This is a genomic window from Streptomyces sp. NPDC017936, from assembly GCF_044328485.1.
Classification (GTDB): domain Bacteria; phylum Actinomycetota; class Actinomycetes; order Streptomycetales; family Streptomycetaceae; genus Streptomyces.
This window is the reverse complement of sequence record NZ_JBIRHK010000007.1, coordinates 218,680-234,797: the sequence shown is the minus strand read 5'-3', so window position 1 is coordinate 234,797 and position 16,118 is coordinate 218,680. Positions and strand designations below refer to the sequence as shown.

The following is a 16,118-nucleotide window of genomic DNA, read 5'->3' as shown; positions in this document are numbered from 1 at the left end:
CGGCTCCCCGGCCGTGTGGACATCCTCGGTCTCGGCCGACCACTGGGGACAAGGCGGCGGCGCCCGCCCGGGCGCGATCACCGCGGGCGTCCGCCACCGCCGCGGAGGCTCCGTAGAACTCCGGCCTCGGCTGATCGGACTTCCCTCACGTCCTCACCGAAGGAGACAGCATGCGGCTGCGCAAAATCGGTACCGCCGCTGGAGTCGTCATGTCCGCAATGGCTGTTGCCGCCCTCACCAGCGGCACAGCTCACGCGGCCACGTACTCGGTCCTGTCCGGATATTCGTCACCGGGCGGCTACGGCAGGGCCGAAGTGTCGATGTCGGGCGGCTCGTACAAATTGGTGGCCTGCGACCTGGGCACGGCTGATGGCAACCGTGCCGTCGCGTCCATATGGAACAACAGCACGGGCTTCTACGACTACCGGCACGCCGCGAACGGCAGCGGGGTGTGCGTGACGGAGGGATGGGAGTACCTCCCCAGCCCGACGCCCGGGACTTACTACCTCGAGATATGCCTGCGCAACGGGGCCGGCGGAGCCGACTTCGCCTGTAGGACCACGTCGTTCTCCTACAACGGCCTCGGGTAAGGCCCGTACGACAGGCCCGACAGGTCATGCCGGGCCTGTCGCTCCATCTACGGAACAGAGGGAGAGATGACGAAAACGGTGTGTCGCTGGGTCCTCGCCTTCGATGCCTCCTGCGCCCTGTGCGAAGAAGTGTCGCGGCGGGTCGAACGGGCATCGGCGGGGCGCCTGGAAGTCCTGCCGCTCGGGCATCGTGACGTGCGGCGGTGGCGCGAGCAGGCCTTGGGTCCGGCCTCTTCCTGGGCGCCCACCCTGCTCAAGGTCGAGGGCACACGGGTGTGGGCCTGGAGCGGTGTCCGTATGGGTTCCCGGCTGGCCGTGCGACTGGGGCCTCGCCGGACCGTGCTGGTGCTGCGCGCGCTCGGTGATCCGGAGCGGGACAGGCCTGCGGACGGCAACCAGGCCGAGGGCACCCGCATCGGGCGGCGGGGGGTGTTCCGGCTGGGCGCCGGAGCAGGGGTCGCGGCGGCTCTGTTACTGAACGGCAAGGTGCCGGCGTTCGCGGCCGAGTCCCGGGAGCTGGCCGCCGGACGGAGCTGGGCCCGGGCGAACCAAACGCCGCGCGTCGGTCAGTACGACGAGCTGGCCAGGATCTCTGCGGCCCACAGGCCGGCCGTGTTCGCCGCCCTGTCACCGAGCGTCCGGAGCAGTCTCTGGGTCGAGCAGGTGAAACGCTACCGGCGAGCGCACTCCCACATGTCGGCCGGGCAGGCAGGTGTGCTGGACGAGTTCGAGGCGATCGTCGCGGATGAGGCGACCTACACCCGCGAGGACGCGGCCGTCCAGACCCGGATGAAGGAGATCGAGGAGAGGGGCATCGCCGCGTTCGGGCGCAGCGAGGCGTGCGCCCTCATGGCGACGCTCGGCTCTCTCGGTACCGCCGAGACCCACGCCACCGCCAGCGTCGAATCCGCGCCGGCCGCGACGTGCCAGTGCAACGTCGGAAGCGCCTGTTCCCCCGGCTGTAACTTCTCTTGTGCCTGCACCACGAGTTGGGGATGTGGCTGCGGTTGGATCTGGACCTGCAACGGCACGTACTGCGCCTGAGGGAGGCAGGGCGTGGCACAGCCGTGCGCCGGACCCCGGCCTCGAGTTCATTCCCTTCGGTCAGTTTCGGGTCCGGATGAGGATGCCCGCGAGGTGGAGTGCGGTCCGGTGGGCGAGCGCAGGCTCATCGGCAATGCTCCAAGTCCCTGCGGCCTAAAAATGAGTAGTCGGCCGGGCTGAAGGAAAAACATACAGCGCTCGTCGTATGGCACATCGCGTACCCGCATGCAGCGTGACCCCGACGACAACAGCAGGTGGATGGAGGCGCCAACTCCCAACGCCACACCCGTCATTCGGCGTCGCACCCTGGGGATTGCCGGCGTGACCCCGGGCGTCCACAACGGAATGCGGCAGTGGGGCACTTGTGCCCTCCAGGCGATCAGAACAGGACAGTCGGCGCCTCTCATGCTCGCTCTCGCACCGGAAGAGGCTTGATGCGAATTCAAAGACGGCTTGCGACTGCTTGCGCATTTAGCGCAATGGCGGTCCTCGCTCCCCACGCCGTGGCCCATGCCACGCCTACCACTACGACTCCTCTCCCGTCCTCGGTTTCTGCTCCGGAGCGCACCGTCGTCAATCGCACCGAGACATCCACGAGTTACCGACTCGCCGACGGGCGCTTCGTCACCGAACTGCATTCCGGTCCCGTCCGGGCCAAGCAGCAGGACGGCTCTTGGGCCGACATCGACACCGATCTGGTTCGAGACGGCTCCGGCTTCCGGCCCAGGGCAGCCGTGGGTGATGTCCGCTTCTCCGGCGGCGGCAAGGGCCCCTTCGCCGAGCTGCGCCGGAAGGCGGGTGACAGCATCCGGCTGAACTGGGACGGCGACTTGCCCAAGCCGCTCGTCCAGGGCAACAAGGCCACTTACCAGGGCGTCGTCGCCGATGGCGCCGGGGACTTGTCGGCCACTGCCCTGCCGTCCGGTCTACGGTTCGACGTGGTACTCAACCGGCGACCCAGCGGCCCGGTCGAGGTGAGGGTCCCTCTCACCGCAGAAGGGATGACGGTCGGGGAGGCCGCAGGCGACCGACTGACCATCGAGGATGGCGATACCGTGATCGCCGCCTCTTCCACCCCGGTGCTTTACGACTCCGCCGCTCCCCAGGCCTACCGACCCGGCAAGGGCAGCCAGAAGCGCGGTACCACCCACCACGGGAGCACCGGCGACATCGCCGCCTCCGTCAAGGACAGCAGCGGCGGCAAGACCCTGGTACTCAAGCCGTCGCACGCCTATCTGGCCGATCCGGACACCGCCTACCCCGTCACCATCGACCCGTCGGTGGTCCTGCCCCTGAGTGACGACACCGACGTCAACAGCGTCTTCGACGGAAACAACGTTTCAGGCGGCTATCTCAAGGTCGGCACCGAGACCGACGGTGAGAAGGGCCGCGCCTACCTGCGGTTCAACACGCAAGGCCTGAAGACTCCCACCAAGGCGGTGCTCAAACTCACCAACCTCGACGCGCCGTCCTGCGGTGCCGTCGTAGGTGAGGGTGTCCAGGTGCGACGGGTGACCGACTTCTGGGAAGCCACCGAGCAGACCTGGACTCCGCAACCTTCGAACACCACCGAAGACGCAGTGGTCTCCACCGAGGGCTCCCAGCTCGGCTCCTGCGGCAGCGGCACCATGGCATGGGACGTCACGCCCATGGTGGCCAAGTGGGCGGGAGGCACCCCCAACCACGGGTTGGTACTGCAGTCCCCCAGCGAAAGCGCCACCAGGAACTACCGGGTTTTTGCTGCCGCGGAGAATCCCGACGGCCTTGAGCCTCCCGTCCTCGAAGTCACCTCCGACGAGGTCATCACACCCGGTGAGGGCGAGGATCCGGCCGATCCCGGCCCTGCGCCGAAGGATCTGTGGCCCGGCCGCGCTGACACCCTCACTGGTGTGTGGATCACCGACGGCACCGACTTGGCTGATGACGGTCTGGTGACCACTCGCAGCCACAGCGCCGGGCAGCGAGCCGACAACGTCCTGCCCAACGAAAACGTGCTCGGCCCGAACTGGCGTTTCGAGCCGTTGGGCGACATGCTCGGTGACCGGCTGAAGGACTTCAGCGCCAACGGATACGTCCAGGTGAACCTGGCCAGCGGCACCGCCTCACGACGCTTTGAGGCCGATCCGCAGGCCTCCGGTCGCTTCGTGTCGGAAGACGGCTTCGTTCTGGTCAAGAACGCCAACGGCAGCTTCACCCAGACGGCCGGCCAGGCCGACGACCTCACCCACACCTGGACCCTGATCGGGAGCGAGTACCTGATCACAAGTGTGAAGAGCACCGACCTCGGCACCACCGTGATCTCCTACGACGGCAGCGGCCGCGTCACTCGCTTGGCCGTGCCCAAGACCCCCGAGACCGACTGCACCGTCGACGACGTCACCCAGTGCGCCGTAGCCACCTACCAGTACGCCACGGCCACCACGGCCACCGCCTCCGCCTTCGGCGACGTGGCCGGCCAACTGAAGACCGTCACCTACGACGCCACCGGCGACACCGCACCGGTCGTGGCCGCCGCCTACGCCTACGACACCGCCAAGCGCCTGCGTACCGTCACCGATGCCCGCCAGATCGACGGCGACCCAGTCGTGACCAGCAGTTACACCTACGACTCAAGCGGCAACATCACCCGACTGTCCACCCCCGAACGGGGCACCTGGAACCTGACCTACTCGACGGTGGGCAAGCTGGCCACGGCGACACAGGCCACAGCACCGGCCGGGACCCGGGCGCTGCAGCCTCAGTGCGTCTACGCCTCGCAGTACCTCTACGGGACCAACGGCTGCTGGGTCTCCGGCGGCGTCCCGATGGATTACGGCGGCCCCCTGTACAAGCAGTCGTGGAAAAAGACACCCGGCGGAAAGTCGGTTGTCGGCGTCACTTTCGACCACTGCACCTTCTCGGTGGACCGGCCCAACCCGGACATCGTGCGTGGCGGCTTCGACTTCACCAAGGCCTGCGACATGCACGACTACGGCTACGGCATCATCTATCTGAGCAAAACCGACCGATGGACCAAGAGCAAGAAGGGCGCGGTCGACTCCATCTTCTACACCACTTTGCGGGACCACACTTGCAACGCGTACCCCACCCGCGCCTACGCGGTGGACGGCGGGGCCAGAGTCAATCCCCGCGACATCTGCCGACGCAAGGCCTACATGTACTACCTGGGCGTCAAAAACCTCGGCGGTTGGGGCATGTAGCGGGCCCGCGCTCAGCACCGTGATCGAACAGGCGTGGCCGGGATGCCCGGCCACGTCTGCAGGGACAGCCCGCGTCCGTCGTCTCAGCGGCTTGGACCATTGCCAACCTTCACAGCGTGGTGCCGACAGGGCTGACGGTCCGTGGTCCCTGCGGTATGCCGACTGCATGAGGTATGCCCAGGGCGGTGATCTGGCCGCCAAACGCCGGGCTTTCCGCGAGAAGCCGCGGAGGGAGGCCGCCGAACGCTTCCCTCAGGGCGACGAGAACGCGGACATCGTGCACGGCCTGCGCGTCAGCGTCCGGTCGGTGCAGCGCCGGCGCAAGGCCTGGTCACGGGGCGGGCTGAGAGCTCCGGTTCCGAAGGAACCGGCGTCGCTGCCACTGCCGGGCGACGAGCTCTTGGCTTCTGACCGAACGCCCGAACACAGCCTTCAGCTTCGTCATCGAGCAGACTCTGCTCGAACGGCACATGGGCGGGCCAGAGGTGGCACGTCACCTGTTGGACCACCTGCTGAAGGAAGGCGTCCGAAGGAACGTCGAGATCCAGGTGATGCCCCTTCGTCAATACGATCACGCCGGGATCGACGGCCTGATGTACCTGGCGGAGACGCCTCAGCACGAGTGAGTGGGTCACTCCGAGGGCCAGCAGTCGAGCATTTTGATCACGTCGCCGAAAGACGTGAGCGCGATGCTCCAGCGCTATGGCGAGCTGCGCTCGCAGGCCCTCGGCCGTGAAGCCGCAGTAAGCCTGCTGGAGCAGATGCGAGGAGCACTGTGAGCACCACTGGACCGACCTGGTTCAAGAGCAGTTACAGCGGCAGTTCCGGCGACAACTGCATCGAGGTCGCCGTGCGCACCGAGGCCGTTCTCGTCCGGGACTCGAAGGACACGGACCGGCAGGCGCCGGCCGTGTCCCGCGGTGCCTGATCGGCGTTTACCGCGCTGGCGGCCGACTCTCGCATCTGAACTTCCGGCAGGGCAGCACGCGCTGCCCCGACCGCCCCGCCCCGGCGGGCGCGTCAGGTCTCCGTCTGGACGGCGCAGACGGTGGCCGCGCCGTTGAAGACGTCCCACGAGAGCGTCTGTCCGCCGGTGCGCTCGGGGCACCGGCCGCCGCGCAGCACCGCCGTGATCGCCATGACCGCGTTGTAGCCGCGCGGCACGTCCGTACGGTCGCAGCCCCACACGGTGAACAGGCGGCCCTCGCCGTTCAGGGACCCGTCGGCCTGTCTGTCCAGGATCGCGGGGAAGCACTGGCCCGTGGCGAACACGCGGTCCAGGCACAGGGCGATGAGCGATCCGTCGTCGTTGACGTGGCCCCAGGCCCGTCGGCCGGCGCCGTCGGGGCAGTTCGTGGCGGCCGTCGTCACCATGGTCACCTTCGAGTAGGCGAAGCCGGCGCCGCAGTCGACGGCGGACGGCCGTTCGTGGTTCAGCTCGCCCCAGCCGTCGTCGTACACGTTGAGGCAGGTGCCGACGCCGACGGACGCGAACGCCACGTCGTCCGGGTCCGGCGGGTCGGGGGACGGGGAGTCGCTGGGGGTGGGGCCGGTGGAGGGTTCCGGCTCCTCCGGTTCCTCGTCGTCCTCCCCGTCGGACGCCGGCCCCGGGTCCGGCGCGGTCGTGGCGGAGGACCCGCCGGGGGACTCCGATCCGATCGCGGCCCGCGTGCGGTCCCGTTCGCCGGTCGCGGCCGTCTCCTGCCACGGCTGCCACACGCCCACGAGGAGCACGAGGCCCACGAGGGCGGCGAGTGCCGCCGTCGAGGCACTGACGAAGTAGGTGCTGTTGACGTCACGGCCGGCCACGGTGACCCTGGACCGGTTGTCCGCCCGTGCGGTGATGTGGGTCCCACCGCCGTCGGCGCCGTCCTGGGTCTCTCCGGAGTTCAAGCGGTCACCTCTTGGTGATGGTGATGTCTCGTCCGGCCATGGTGACGCGTGACCGCCCCGACGCGTTCGCGGTCAGCCGGACGCCGCCGGACCGCGGGTCCTCCTCCTCGACCATGGGCAGCAACTCGTCGACCAGGCGGCGGAGTTCGGGCACCATCTCGGGGTGGGCGGCCAGGAGCCTGCGCAGCCGCCCCTGCCATTCGCCGACGAGTTCCCCCTCGGCCCGCTCGTCCCCGTTCCGCCGGGCGTCGAGCACGTCGGCGCGCGCCTCGCCCAGTTCGGCCAGCACCGTGTCCGCCCGCTCGGGGTGCGCCCGGCGCCACAGTTCGACCGTCGCCCGCCGCACGCTCTCCCACCCGGCCGTGGCCATGGCGCCGACCACCGTCGACGCGGCCAGCCGCGCCAGTTCCGCCAGTTCCGCTTCCATCGCCGTACTCCTCTGTCCGTCGTGTCTGTCGTGTCTGTCGTGTGTGCCGTGTCCGCCGGCGGGGGATCGCCGGGTGCCTCGCCCCGTCGGCGCGGTCAGCGCCGGGAGGCGATGACCAGGAGCAGGACCAGGACGCCCAGCACGAGCAGGCATCCGGAGCCGTCGAAGGACGAGCCCTTGCGGAACTCGGCCATCCCTCCCGGGAGAACGTTCGGATGGCGCCGGCCGTAATGGGCCTCGATCGCCTCCGCGCCCCGGGATTCGCTCCCCCAGGCGGTGCGGTGCCCGCACTCGCCGCACCGGTACCGGTAGCTGTCGGCCATGGCTGTCTCCTTCTGGTGGGTTCGGTTCGGTGGGTACGTGCGGCCGGCGGCCGACGGAGCCGTCGCGGGCCGGAGGGCCGTACGTCAGTCGTCGTCCCGCTCGGCACGGGCGAGGCGCTCGCCGAGGTGCTCACCGAGGCACTCACCGGCGTGCCCGGCGAGGCGCTCCGCCAGGGCGTGGAGGACACAGAGGTTCGGGATCCCGGAGGCGGCGGTGGCCCACACCTGCCAGCGGCCGGCGGCGCGGACGGCGACGGAGCCGTTGAGGACCTCGACGCGCTGGACCTGCGCCCAGCGCAGAGCCGTCCTCCCGGAGCCGACCTCGTCCGCGGTGATCCACACGGGGCCGAAGACCAGCCGTGCCCCCCGGTCCAGCGCGGCCAGGGCCCGTGGCACCTGGGCCTCGGTGACGGCCCGGCGGATGCCGGGCCACCACTCCCGCGGCCGGTCGAAGTCACCGTGGCGCAGCACGATCCGCCCGTCGTCGACGTCGACGAGCACCAGGGCGCGGGTGACGCCCCGCGGGGACAGCACCCGGCACCGGCGCACCACCGTGGTGTCGAAGCGGATGGCATGGATCCGCTTGCCGGTGGCGACCGTCATCCCGTGCTCGTACAGGTCGAGCCGCGCCCCCGCCCCGACGACCGGCCCGCCGCCGGGTCGCAGCAGGCGCCGCGCGACCGCGACCGCGGCGGCCCACCGGGCGCCCGGCTCGCCGGCCGGCGCCCGGTGGGTGGCGCGCCGCCTGCCGAGGTGCGCCCGGCCGGCGGCCGCGGAGATCCGCGCCAGCAGCAGTTCCTCGTCGCGTCCGCGGCCGACGGCTCCCCCGTTCACGCCGCGCCCGCCCGTCCGCGCCCGGTGCCGGCGTCGTCCCCGCGCAGGACCGCCCGCCGCGCCTGCAGCAGCTCGTCGCCCGGCGCCACCCCCAGGTCGTCGGCGAGGCGCCGGCCGGTGCGGTCGAAGACGGCCAGCGCCTCGGCCCGCCGGCCGCCGCGCCGCAGCGCGTGCATCAGCGTCGCGGCGACCGGCTCGTTCAGCGGCTCCTCCAGGGCCAGGGCGGACAGCTCGGCGATCGCCTCGGCGTGCCGGCCGAGCCTCAGCTGCCAGCCCGCCTTCCGCTGCGCCAGGGCGACCCTGCGCCGGGTGAGCCGCAGCCGCTCCGCCTCGGCCGACGGCCCGGGCAGTCCGGCCAGCGGCTCACCGCGGAACAGCTCCAGCGCCCGGGCGCACAGCCGCACGGCCTCGGACAGGTCACCGGCCCGTTCGGCCTCCCCGGCCCGGGTGGCGAGGTCCTCCATGCACAGCACGTCCACCTCGGCGACGCCGCGGACCAGTCCGTAGCCGTACCGGTCGCGCCGGATCACCGAGTCCGGGCGCTCCCCGAGACGCAGGCTCTTGCGCAGCCGGTACACGTAGACGGGTACGACGTTCCCGTCCGGCATCTCCCTGCCCCACACGTCCTCCAGCAGCTGCCGCCGGCTGACGGAACGGCCCGGGCTCAGCGCCAGCGCCGCCAGCACGGCCTGCTGGCGCAGGGGGCCGACGTCCACGGGCCGCCCCGCGAGCCTCGTCCGCAACGGGCCGAGCAGCGACACCCGGAGCCAGGGACCGGAGGCGGCGCCCGTCCGCCGGTCGGCGGTGGTCCCCGGCGCCCGCGCCGGCCTGCGCGGGCCCTGGCCCGGGACGACCAGACCGCAGTCGAAGGCGTGCACGATGGCGGCGGCCCGGTCGCTCAGCCCGAGCTTCCCCAGGACGCCGGCGAGCCGCTCGGCCACCACACGTTCGGGCAGGGCGAGGACGCCGGCGATCTCGGCGTCCCCCAGGCCGCACCCGAGCGCGTAGAGCACCTCGCGTTCCTCCGCGGTGAGGACCGTGCCGCCCGGGACGCCCCGGGCCGCGGTCGTCGTCGGCATGGCGACTCCCCGTTCTCCGGACCGGTCGATCCGCTCGCCCGGTCGATCACGTCGATGCCGTCGAGACTGGCCGCGGTGCAGGAAATGTGGACAGAGCATTGAACCGGTCATATGTGACCGGTGGCCGCGCTAGAGTCCCCACCTGCGGAAACACGGACGACTCAGGGGGAAGGCCGTGACTTGTGGCCAGTGATTTCGGCAGGGTCCTGCGGCGGCTGCGCGAGAAGGCGGGGCTGACCCAGGAGGAACTGGAACGGCGTTCCGAGGTCAGCGTGGCCACCATCCGCGGCCTGGAGAACGGCAGGCGCGCCAACCCGCGGATGACCACGGTGCGGAAGCTGGCCGACGCGCTCGCCCTGCGGAGCGAGGACCGCGAGGAGTTACTGCGCGCCGCCGTCCCGGGGCAACCGGACGGCGGCACGGACGCCGCCGGTGAACCGGGGCCGGGGGAAGAGGCGTCCGGTCCGTCCGCCGCGCGGCAGCCGGCCGGTGAACCGGGGCCCGGGGAACCGGCTTCCGAACCGTCCGCCGCTCCCCCGCCGGCACCACCGCCGGCATCGGCGTCGCAGACCGCGCTGGCGGACGCGGCCGAACAACTCGCGAAGGCGGTGGCGGCCCGCTGGCAGCGCGAGGAGGAACACCGGCGGATCCACGATCCCTATCCGCTGCCGGTCCGCTGGAAGGCCGCCGACGGGACGCTCACCGACCACTGGGCCAACATCCGCCGCCTCCCGCCGGGAGCCGCGAGCGAGCCCCTGGACCTGAGCGGCCGGCTGGAGGACATCGCGCGGACCTACCGGGCCGTCCCCTCCGGGCGGCTGGTGGTCCTCGGCAGGTCCGGGTCCGGCAAGACGGTCCTGACCCTGCGCTTCGTCCTCGACCACCTGAGGACGCGGACGCCCGCGGAACCCGTACCGGTGATCTTCAGCATCGGCGCCTGGAACCCCACCGCCGTCACCCTGCGCGACTGGCTGACCGAGCAGCTGACGCGCGACCACCCCGGTACGGCCGCCCGGGGGCCGGGCCGGGTGAGCCTGGCCGCCGCGCTGGTCGACTCCGGCCGCGTCCTGCCGGTGCTGGACGGCTTCGACGAGATGGCCGACGGGCTGCGGCGCCCCGCGCTCGAGGCCCTCAACGCCACCACCCTCCCCCTGCTGCTCACCAGCCGCCCCGACGAGTACGCCGCCGCGGTCGACGAGACCGACGTGCTGACCTCCGCCGCGCCGGTCGAACTCGCCGACCTCACCCTCGACGACCTGGACCACTACCTGCCCCGCACCACCCGCAAGACCGACCGCGCGGACCCCGCGGCGGGCGCCTGGGACACCGTGCTGAAGCACCTGCGCGCGCCGTCACCGGACGGGCCGCCGGCCCCACTCGCCACCGTCCTGTCGACCCCGCTGATGGTCGCGCTCGCCCGCACCGTCTACAGCGACACCCCGGACCACGATCCGGCCTCCCTGCTCGACACCGGGAAGTTCGGCAGCGCGCGGGACCTGGAGGAGCACCTGCTCGACAACTTCCTGCCCACCGTCTACCGCGGCCGGCCCGGTCCGGGCGCGCGCGACTGGGACCCGGACCGCGCCCGGCGGTGGCTCGGCCACCTCGCCCACCACCTGACCCGGCTCGAAACCCCCGACCTGGCCTGGTGGCGGCTCGGCAACGGTCTGCGCGACTCCACCCGCAGCCTGGTCACCGCCCTCGTCACCGGACTGGCCATCGGACTCGTCGACGTCCTCGCCAGTGTCTTCCTCGTCGGCGCCCCCCTCGCCCTCGGCCTCCTGGACGGAACGGTCGTCGGGCTCCTCGCCGGCTGCCTGTTCGGGCTCGTGCACTGGCTCACGTACACGGTCACGGGCAAGGACGTCACGCCGTCCGCCGTACGCCTGCGGATCCGCGGCCGGCCCGGGACGACCACGTGGACGGCCGGTCCCCGGCTGGTGATCGGCACGCTGGGCGGCGCGCTCTTCGGCTTCGCCTACGGGTTCGCGGTCGGTCTGGTGCACGCGTACGGCTGGAACGCGGGGTGGTCGTCCGCGCTCCGCGTCGGGCTCGTGGACGGGATCGTCTTCGCCCTGACCTTCGGCGGCGGCGCCGGACTCACCTTCTGTCTCCTCGGCCTCCTCGAAACCCCGCTCGACATCGTCTCCGCCGTGAGCCCGCGCAGCGTCCTGCACGCCGACCGCAGGACGGCCGTCACCCAACTGGCCGTCTGGGCACCCGTGTTCGGCGCGACGGTCGGGCTCGGGGTGGAGGTGGTGGTCGACCTGCTGCAGGGGCACCTGGGCCGACTGGACATGAACCACGCGGTCAGCCTCACCATCGGCGTCATCAGCGGTCTCGGCGGCGCCCTCGGCTACACCCTGAGCATGACCGCCTGGGGCCAGTGGTGTGTGCTCTCCCGCGTGTGGCTGCCGTTGACCGGACGCCTGCCCTGGGCCGTCGTCGCCTTCCTCGACGACGCCTACCGGCGCGGCGTGCTGCGCCGGGCCGGCGCGGTCTACCAGTTCCGCCACGCCCGTCTGCAGGACCACCTCGCCCAGGCCCACCGGCGCGGATGAGCCGCCGCCGGGTCCGGATTCATCGCCGTGTCATCGCCGCTCCGTAGTGTCCGGCACCGGATCACCGACCACCCGCACGCCATCGACCCCGGGGGACACCCGATGCCGAAGACCAGCCGACTCGCGCGCCGCGCCAGGACCCTCGCCCTCGCGGCGGCGCTGACGGCCGCCGTCCTCACACCCGCCGTCGCCCACGCCGACGAGGCCCCGCACCACTACTACATCGAACTCGGCGGCACCGGCGCCGCGGCGGACGCGCCCGGCTGCACCATCACGTTCGGCTACGCCAACCAGCACCTGGACGGCGGCACACCCGTCCCCGTCTGCTACCCGGCCTCCGCCGGCCCCTGGCTCAACGGCCGCAACACGCCCGACCTGTTCGCGCCGAGCTACGACAGCAGCGTCGCGCAGGGCTACACCAACCTCCTGGCCGCCGTCGAGGAGACCCACCGCAAGGACCCGGCCGCACGGCTCACGATCGTCGGTTACTCCCAGGGCGCGCAGGCCGCCGACGCGGTGCTGGAGACCATCGCCTCCGGCGCCACGGACATCCCGCGGGAGCTGGTCAACGGCATGCTGTACGCCGACCCGAAGCAGCCCGGCACCGGCCTGTGGGCCAAGGTCCCGCAAGGAGTGGGCGCCCTCGGTTTCACGTCCGCGGGACCCGGCCCCGAGGAGTTCCCGGGCGTTCCGGTCGCCCGCTTCTGCATCCGCGGCGACCTGGCCTGTGACGCCACGACGCCCGTGGCCGCCTTCGACTTCTTCCTCACCCCCACGCACGGTCTCTACGTCCAGGACGGGAACGTCATGGCCCGGACCATCGCCCAGGACGGCCTCGACGGGACCTTCTGGTACGAGTCGTGACCCCGTCCGCCGACGAGGAGCCTCCCGGGAGCTCCGTCACGGGCACCGTGACGCGCTGTTCCCGCCCACCTCGCCCACCTCGCCGGCGCGCGCACGGGAGGCTCCTCGAGTCCGTTGCCGGGCACGGGGGCTGATGCGTCGGCGGTCCGCCGACGGCACGGCGGCCGGCCGTCGGGGGCCGCGCCGGCCGTTTCCGGTCCGGGGGCGCATGACCGCCGGGGCGGGGTGCCGCGGCTCCTCGGTCGCGCGCTCTCAGGCGTCCTCGTCGCCCCGGTCCCGGGGAGACCGCTCGTCGAGGACCGTGAGGAAGGCCGAGGCGACGAGGGCGACGGCGGGGTCGTCGTCGTGGGCCAGCCGGCGCAGGACCTCCCGCGCGGTGGTGCCCGGCAGCTCGACCAGCGCCTGGGTCAGGCGGATCCGCGTCGCGGAGTCCGCGGTGGGTGCGGCCAGTTCGTCGGTCAGCGCGGCCGTGATCCGGTCCGCGCACCGCGGGTCCCGGGACAGCGTTCCCAGGACCTCCGCCGCGTCGACGTCGTGGGAACCCTCGACCACCATGCCGACGAGGGCCGGTACGGTCGCGGTCACGCCGCGCCGGCCCAGGGCCAGAGCGGCATGGCCGCGCACCGTCGGGTCCGGGTCCCCGAGCGCGTCCGTGAGCAGCGCGGTCGCGCCCGGGGCCTCGGACATCGCGGTGACCGCCAGCACCGCGCGCCGCCGGACGCCGGCGTCCCGCGCGTGCACGCCGGCGGCCAGTGCCGCCACGCCGTCGCTCCCCGACCGGGCGAGCGCCCAGCGCAGGGCGCCGGCGACGTGGGGGTCGGATTCGGCCAGGACGGCCCCGGCCAGCACCTCGACGGGAACCGGCACGCCCTCGGGCTGGGTGAGGACGGCCTGCTGCCTGCGCGCGGCACTGGCCGAGTCGAGCCCCCGCAGGAGCGCGACGACACGCAGGACGTCCTGCCAGCCGGCCGGCGCCGACGCGTCGACGGCGCGGAGCCGCTCCAGCAGTTCCCGTTCCCGCTCCAGGCGGTCCTCCGTCCACCGGATGAGGTCGCCGACCAGGGCGGACGGCGTGAAGGCCGGGTCCTGCAGCGCGCGCTCGATCTGCTTGAGGGAGAGCCCGAGGGATCGCAGGCTCTCCACGTGGAAGATCCTGCGGACGTCGTCGGCGGAGTACTCACGGTAGCCGCCGACGGTGCGGCCCGTCGGCCGCACCAGTCCCAGGGCGTCGTAGTGCCGGAGCATCCGGGTGCTCACCCCCGAGCGACGGGCCACATCGCCGATCAGCATTCCGCGGCCTCCGCGGCGGCCTTCACGGCCCCGGCGGCCCCCGCCGCCGGTTCGGTCGTCCCCGCCGGTTCGGTCGTCCCCGCCGGTACGGTCGTCCCCGCCTGCCCGGCGGCCCCCGCGGCGACGGCGGCGGCTCGTTCCGGACCGAGGGCGGCGATCCGCTTCGCCTCCTCGACAGCCGCGTCGAAACCCGTCTCCGGGCCGTGCCGGAGCAGCTCGGTGGCACGGGCGTGCGTGGCCACCGCCGGGTCGGGGTGCGCCGCGGCCCGTTCCAAGGCGGGCCCGGTCACGTCCCCGAGGTCGACGAGGGCGCGGCTCAGGCTCAGCCGCACCTCGCGGTCCCCGCGGCCGAGGTGCCCGACCAGTTCGTCGGCCAGGTCCTTTCTCCCGTCCTCGGGCACGAGGACGACCGCGGCCCGCCACGCGGTCCGCGCGACCTCGTCGTCGGCGTCGTGCAGCAGGGCGCGCGTGATCCAGGGCCACGCTCGCCCGTCGCCGATCTTGGAGAGGGTGTGCAGCGCCTGGCTGCGGGCCTGGGCGCGCCCGGAGGCGAGTTCCCGACGCATCCGGGGCAGGGTGATCTCCGGCGGGAGGCGGGTCAACGCCCAGGACAGCATGTCCCGCACGAAGAAGTCCGGCTCGACCGCGCACCGTTCGACGAGCGCCTCCAGGAAGCCGGGGTCGGGGGCCGATCCGGCCGCCAGGGCCGCCTGGAGCCGGACCGACGGGTCCTCGGCGCTCAGGGCATCGGTCACGCGGGCGTTCTGCGGAGTTCCGTTCACCGGGTTGATCGCAACCACCTCCTGCACCCAGGGGACACCTTGTCACCGTGTCAAGGTCAAGTCCCTCCCCACGGGAACCCGCGGCCCTCCGGCCGCGGCGGCACGGCTCCCGGTCGAGCCGTCCGGTCCCGCGGTGATCGTCGCGGGCACGCAGCCCTCCTCCGTCGGGTGTTCCGCTTCGGGCGTCTCGGCCTGCGGTCCGGCATGACAGAGGCCGCCGGTCCCTGTCGGGGAGCGGCGGCCCTCTCGGCGGACCGGCGCGGTGGACCCGTCGGCGGGTCCACCGCGCCGGTGGCGTTCAGCGCAGCCACCGGTGGTCGCGGACGAACGGGAGCCGGGCCCACAGCCGTCCCAGGCCCAGGGCGTCTCCCGCGGAGACGGCGGCGAGGGCGACGAGCAGCACGGCGTAGACGAGGTGGTAGTCGACGAACGGGTTCGTCGACATGCTCGGCGAGCCGTCCGACAGGTGCTGGGCGGGTGGCCACTCGGCCATCCACATCAGCGCCATCATCACGGTGCCCGCGAGGGCCGTCAGCCGCAGCGCCACCCCGGCGGTCAGGGCGAGGCCGATGCCGAGCAGGCCGAGCATGAACAGCCAGTCCGCCCAGGCGGCGCCGGCCCAGGAGTGGAAGGTGGACTCCATCGGCCCGACGGCGACGTGACCGAGGAAGCCCTCGGTGGGCGAGGCGCCGTCGATCCAGCCCTTGCCGGAGGGGGTGGCGTAGCCGAAGCCGAACGTCTTGTCGAGGAAGGCCCACAGGAAGACGAAGCCCATCAGCACGCGGGCCGAGGCGAAGGCGTAGGCCCGTGCGGTGTGCGCGTCGGTGCGGGCCGGCACGGCGGCCCCGGGTGCGGAGGCGGTCCGGTCGCCGCGCGGGGACGGCAGGTGGAAGCCGGTCTTCGGATGCGTGTGCTGGTGCACGGCCATGACGGTGATCCCTTCGGTGACGTCCGTCCGGTGACGTCCGTTCGGCTCTGACACCCCTCACTCTCCCGGCCGGCGCCGGGCCGCGCCGGATGCCGATGGTCCGCCGCGGCGGGCTGAACGTCCTTTCGTCCGCGGGACGTTCGGCACGCCGGCGGCCAGGGGCCGTCCGGAGCCGGGCAGGGCCGTGCGGCCCCTCGCCCGTGCGCGGCGGGCGACACGGGGAGCCGCCCCCGGCGGCGCTGCGGAAACGGTGGCGAGGACGTGGTCGTGGCTCTGCCACCCGGGGTTCCGGGGGGCAGAGCC

The 16,118-nt window shown here is 72.5% G+C and carries 15 protein-coding genes; 7 read left to right on the top strand and 8 right to left on the bottom strand.

Annotated features, from left to right (window positions below):
* The first annotated feature begins 170 nt into the window (after window positions 1-170).
* The 5 genes from ACH4F6_RS16885 (at window position 171) to ACH4F6_RS16865 (ending at window position 5,762) form a co-directional block, all read left to right on the top strand.
* On the top strand, window positions 171-590 hold the full coding sequence (locus tag ACH4F6_RS16885) for a hypothetical protein (RefSeq protein WP_397960919.1): 420 nt from the start codon (window positions 171-173) through the stop codon (window positions 588-590).
* Between the two features lie 66 nt (window positions 591-656).
* A complete protein-coding gene (locus ACH4F6_RS16880) occupies window positions 657-1,634 on the top strand; it encodes a bacteriocin fulvocin C-related protein (protein WP_397960918.1) in 978 nt (325 codons plus the stop codon).
* Between the two features lie 479 nt (window positions 1,635-2,113).
* On the top strand, window positions 2,114-4,834 hold the full coding sequence (locus ACH4F6_RS16875) for a phospholipase A2 (RefSeq protein ID WP_397960917.1): 2,721 nt from the start codon (window positions 2,114-2,116) through the stop codon (window positions 4,832-4,834).
* 407 nt (window positions 4,835-5,241) lie between these two features.
* Window positions 5,242-5,460: a Scr1 family TA system antitoxin-like transcriptional regulator gene (locus tag ACH4F6_RS16870; protein ID WP_397961132.1), complete on the top strand. Its 219-nt coding sequence runs from the start codon at window positions 5,242-5,244 to the stop codon at window positions 5,458-5,460.
* 149 nt (window positions 5,461-5,609) lie between these two features.
* Window positions 5,610-5,762, top strand: coding sequence for a DUF397 domain-containing protein (locus ACH4F6_RS16865; protein WP_397960916.1), 153 nt, complete (start codon window positions 5,610-5,612; stop codon window positions 5,760-5,762).
* Between the two features lie 92 nt (window positions 5,763-5,854).
* Here the strand turns inward: ACH4F6_RS16865 and ACH4F6_RS16860 are convergent, their stop codons facing one another.
* From ACH4F6_RS16860 to ACH4F6_RS16840, 5 genes are all read right to left on the bottom strand, one after another.
* Window positions 5,855-6,727 carry a hypothetical protein gene (locus ACH4F6_RS16860; RefSeq protein WP_397960915.1) on the bottom strand — a complete coding sequence of 291 codons (873 nt, stop codon included), beginning with the start codon at window positions 6,725-6,727 and terminating at the stop codon, window positions 5,855-5,857.
* A gap of 4 nt (window positions 6,728-6,731) precedes the next feature.
* A complete protein-coding gene (locus ACH4F6_RS16855) occupies window positions 6,732-7,154 on the bottom strand; it encodes a hypothetical protein (RefSeq protein WP_397960914.1) in 423 nt (140 codons plus the stop codon).
* Between the two features lie 95 nt (window positions 7,155-7,249).
* Window positions 7,250-7,477 (bottom strand): hypothetical protein, encoded by a 228-nt coding sequence (locus ACH4F6_RS16850; RefSeq protein WP_397960913.1) that lies wholly within the window; start codon window positions 7,475-7,477, stop codon window positions 7,250-7,252.
* Window positions 7,478-7,561: 84 nt separating this feature from the next.
* The gene (locus tag ACH4F6_RS16845) at window positions 7,562-8,311 is read right to left on the bottom strand and encodes a DUF6585 family protein (RefSeq protein WP_397960912.1); all 750 of its coding nucleotides are present in this window, start codon (window positions 8,309-8,311) and stop codon (window positions 7,562-7,564) included.
* Window positions 8,308-9,390, bottom strand: a complete 1,083-nt coding sequence (locus ACH4F6_RS16840) for a BTAD domain-containing putative transcriptional regulator (protein ID WP_397960911.1) — start codon at window positions 9,388-9,390, stop codon at window positions 8,308-8,310. Before ACH4F6_RS16840 ends, ACH4F6_RS16845 begins: the two co-directional genes overlap by 4 nt.
* Before the next feature lie 182 nt (window positions 9,391-9,572).
* Here ACH4F6_RS16840 and ACH4F6_RS16835 point away from each other — a divergent pair, with 182 nt between their 5' ends.
* Together ACH4F6_RS16835 and ACH4F6_RS16830 are read left to right on the top strand one after the other, a co-directional pair.
* Window positions 9,573-11,951 carry a helix-turn-helix domain-containing protein gene (locus ACH4F6_RS16835; RefSeq protein WP_397960910.1) on the top strand — a complete coding sequence of 793 codons (2,379 nt, stop codon included), beginning with the start codon at window positions 9,573-9,575 and terminating at the stop codon, window positions 11,949-11,951.
* Between the two features lie 102 nt (window positions 11,952-12,053).
* On the top strand, window positions 12,054-12,815 hold the full coding sequence (locus ACH4F6_RS16830) for a cutinase family protein (RefSeq protein ID WP_397960909.1): 762 nt from the start codon (window positions 12,054-12,056) through the stop codon (window positions 12,813-12,815).
* Between the two features lie 252 nt (window positions 12,816-13,067).
* Here ACH4F6_RS16830 and ACH4F6_RS16825 read toward each other — a convergent pair whose 3' ends face one another.
* The 3 genes from ACH4F6_RS16825 to ACH4F6_RS16815 all read right to left on the bottom strand — a co-directional run bounded on the left by ACH4F6_RS16825 (window position 13,068) and on the right by ACH4F6_RS16815 (window position 15,815).
* Window positions 13,068-14,105 carry a MerR family transcriptional regulator gene (locus ACH4F6_RS16825; protein WP_397960908.1) on the bottom strand — a complete coding sequence of 346 codons (1,038 nt, stop codon included), beginning with the start codon at window positions 14,103-14,105 and terminating at the stop codon, window positions 13,068-13,070.
* Window positions 14,099-14,914 (bottom strand): HEAT repeat domain-containing protein, encoded by an 816-nt coding sequence (locus ACH4F6_RS16820; protein WP_397960907.1) that lies wholly within the window; start codon window positions 14,912-14,914, stop codon window positions 14,099-14,101. Before ACH4F6_RS16820 ends, ACH4F6_RS16825 begins: the two co-directional genes overlap by 7 nt.
* Window positions 14,915-15,185: 271 nt before the next feature.
* Window positions 15,186-15,815: a hypothetical protein gene (locus ACH4F6_RS16815; protein ID WP_397960906.1), complete on the bottom strand. Its 630-nt coding sequence runs from the start codon at window positions 15,813-15,815 to the stop codon at window positions 15,186-15,188.
* Window positions 15,816-16,118 lie beyond the last annotated feature (303 nt).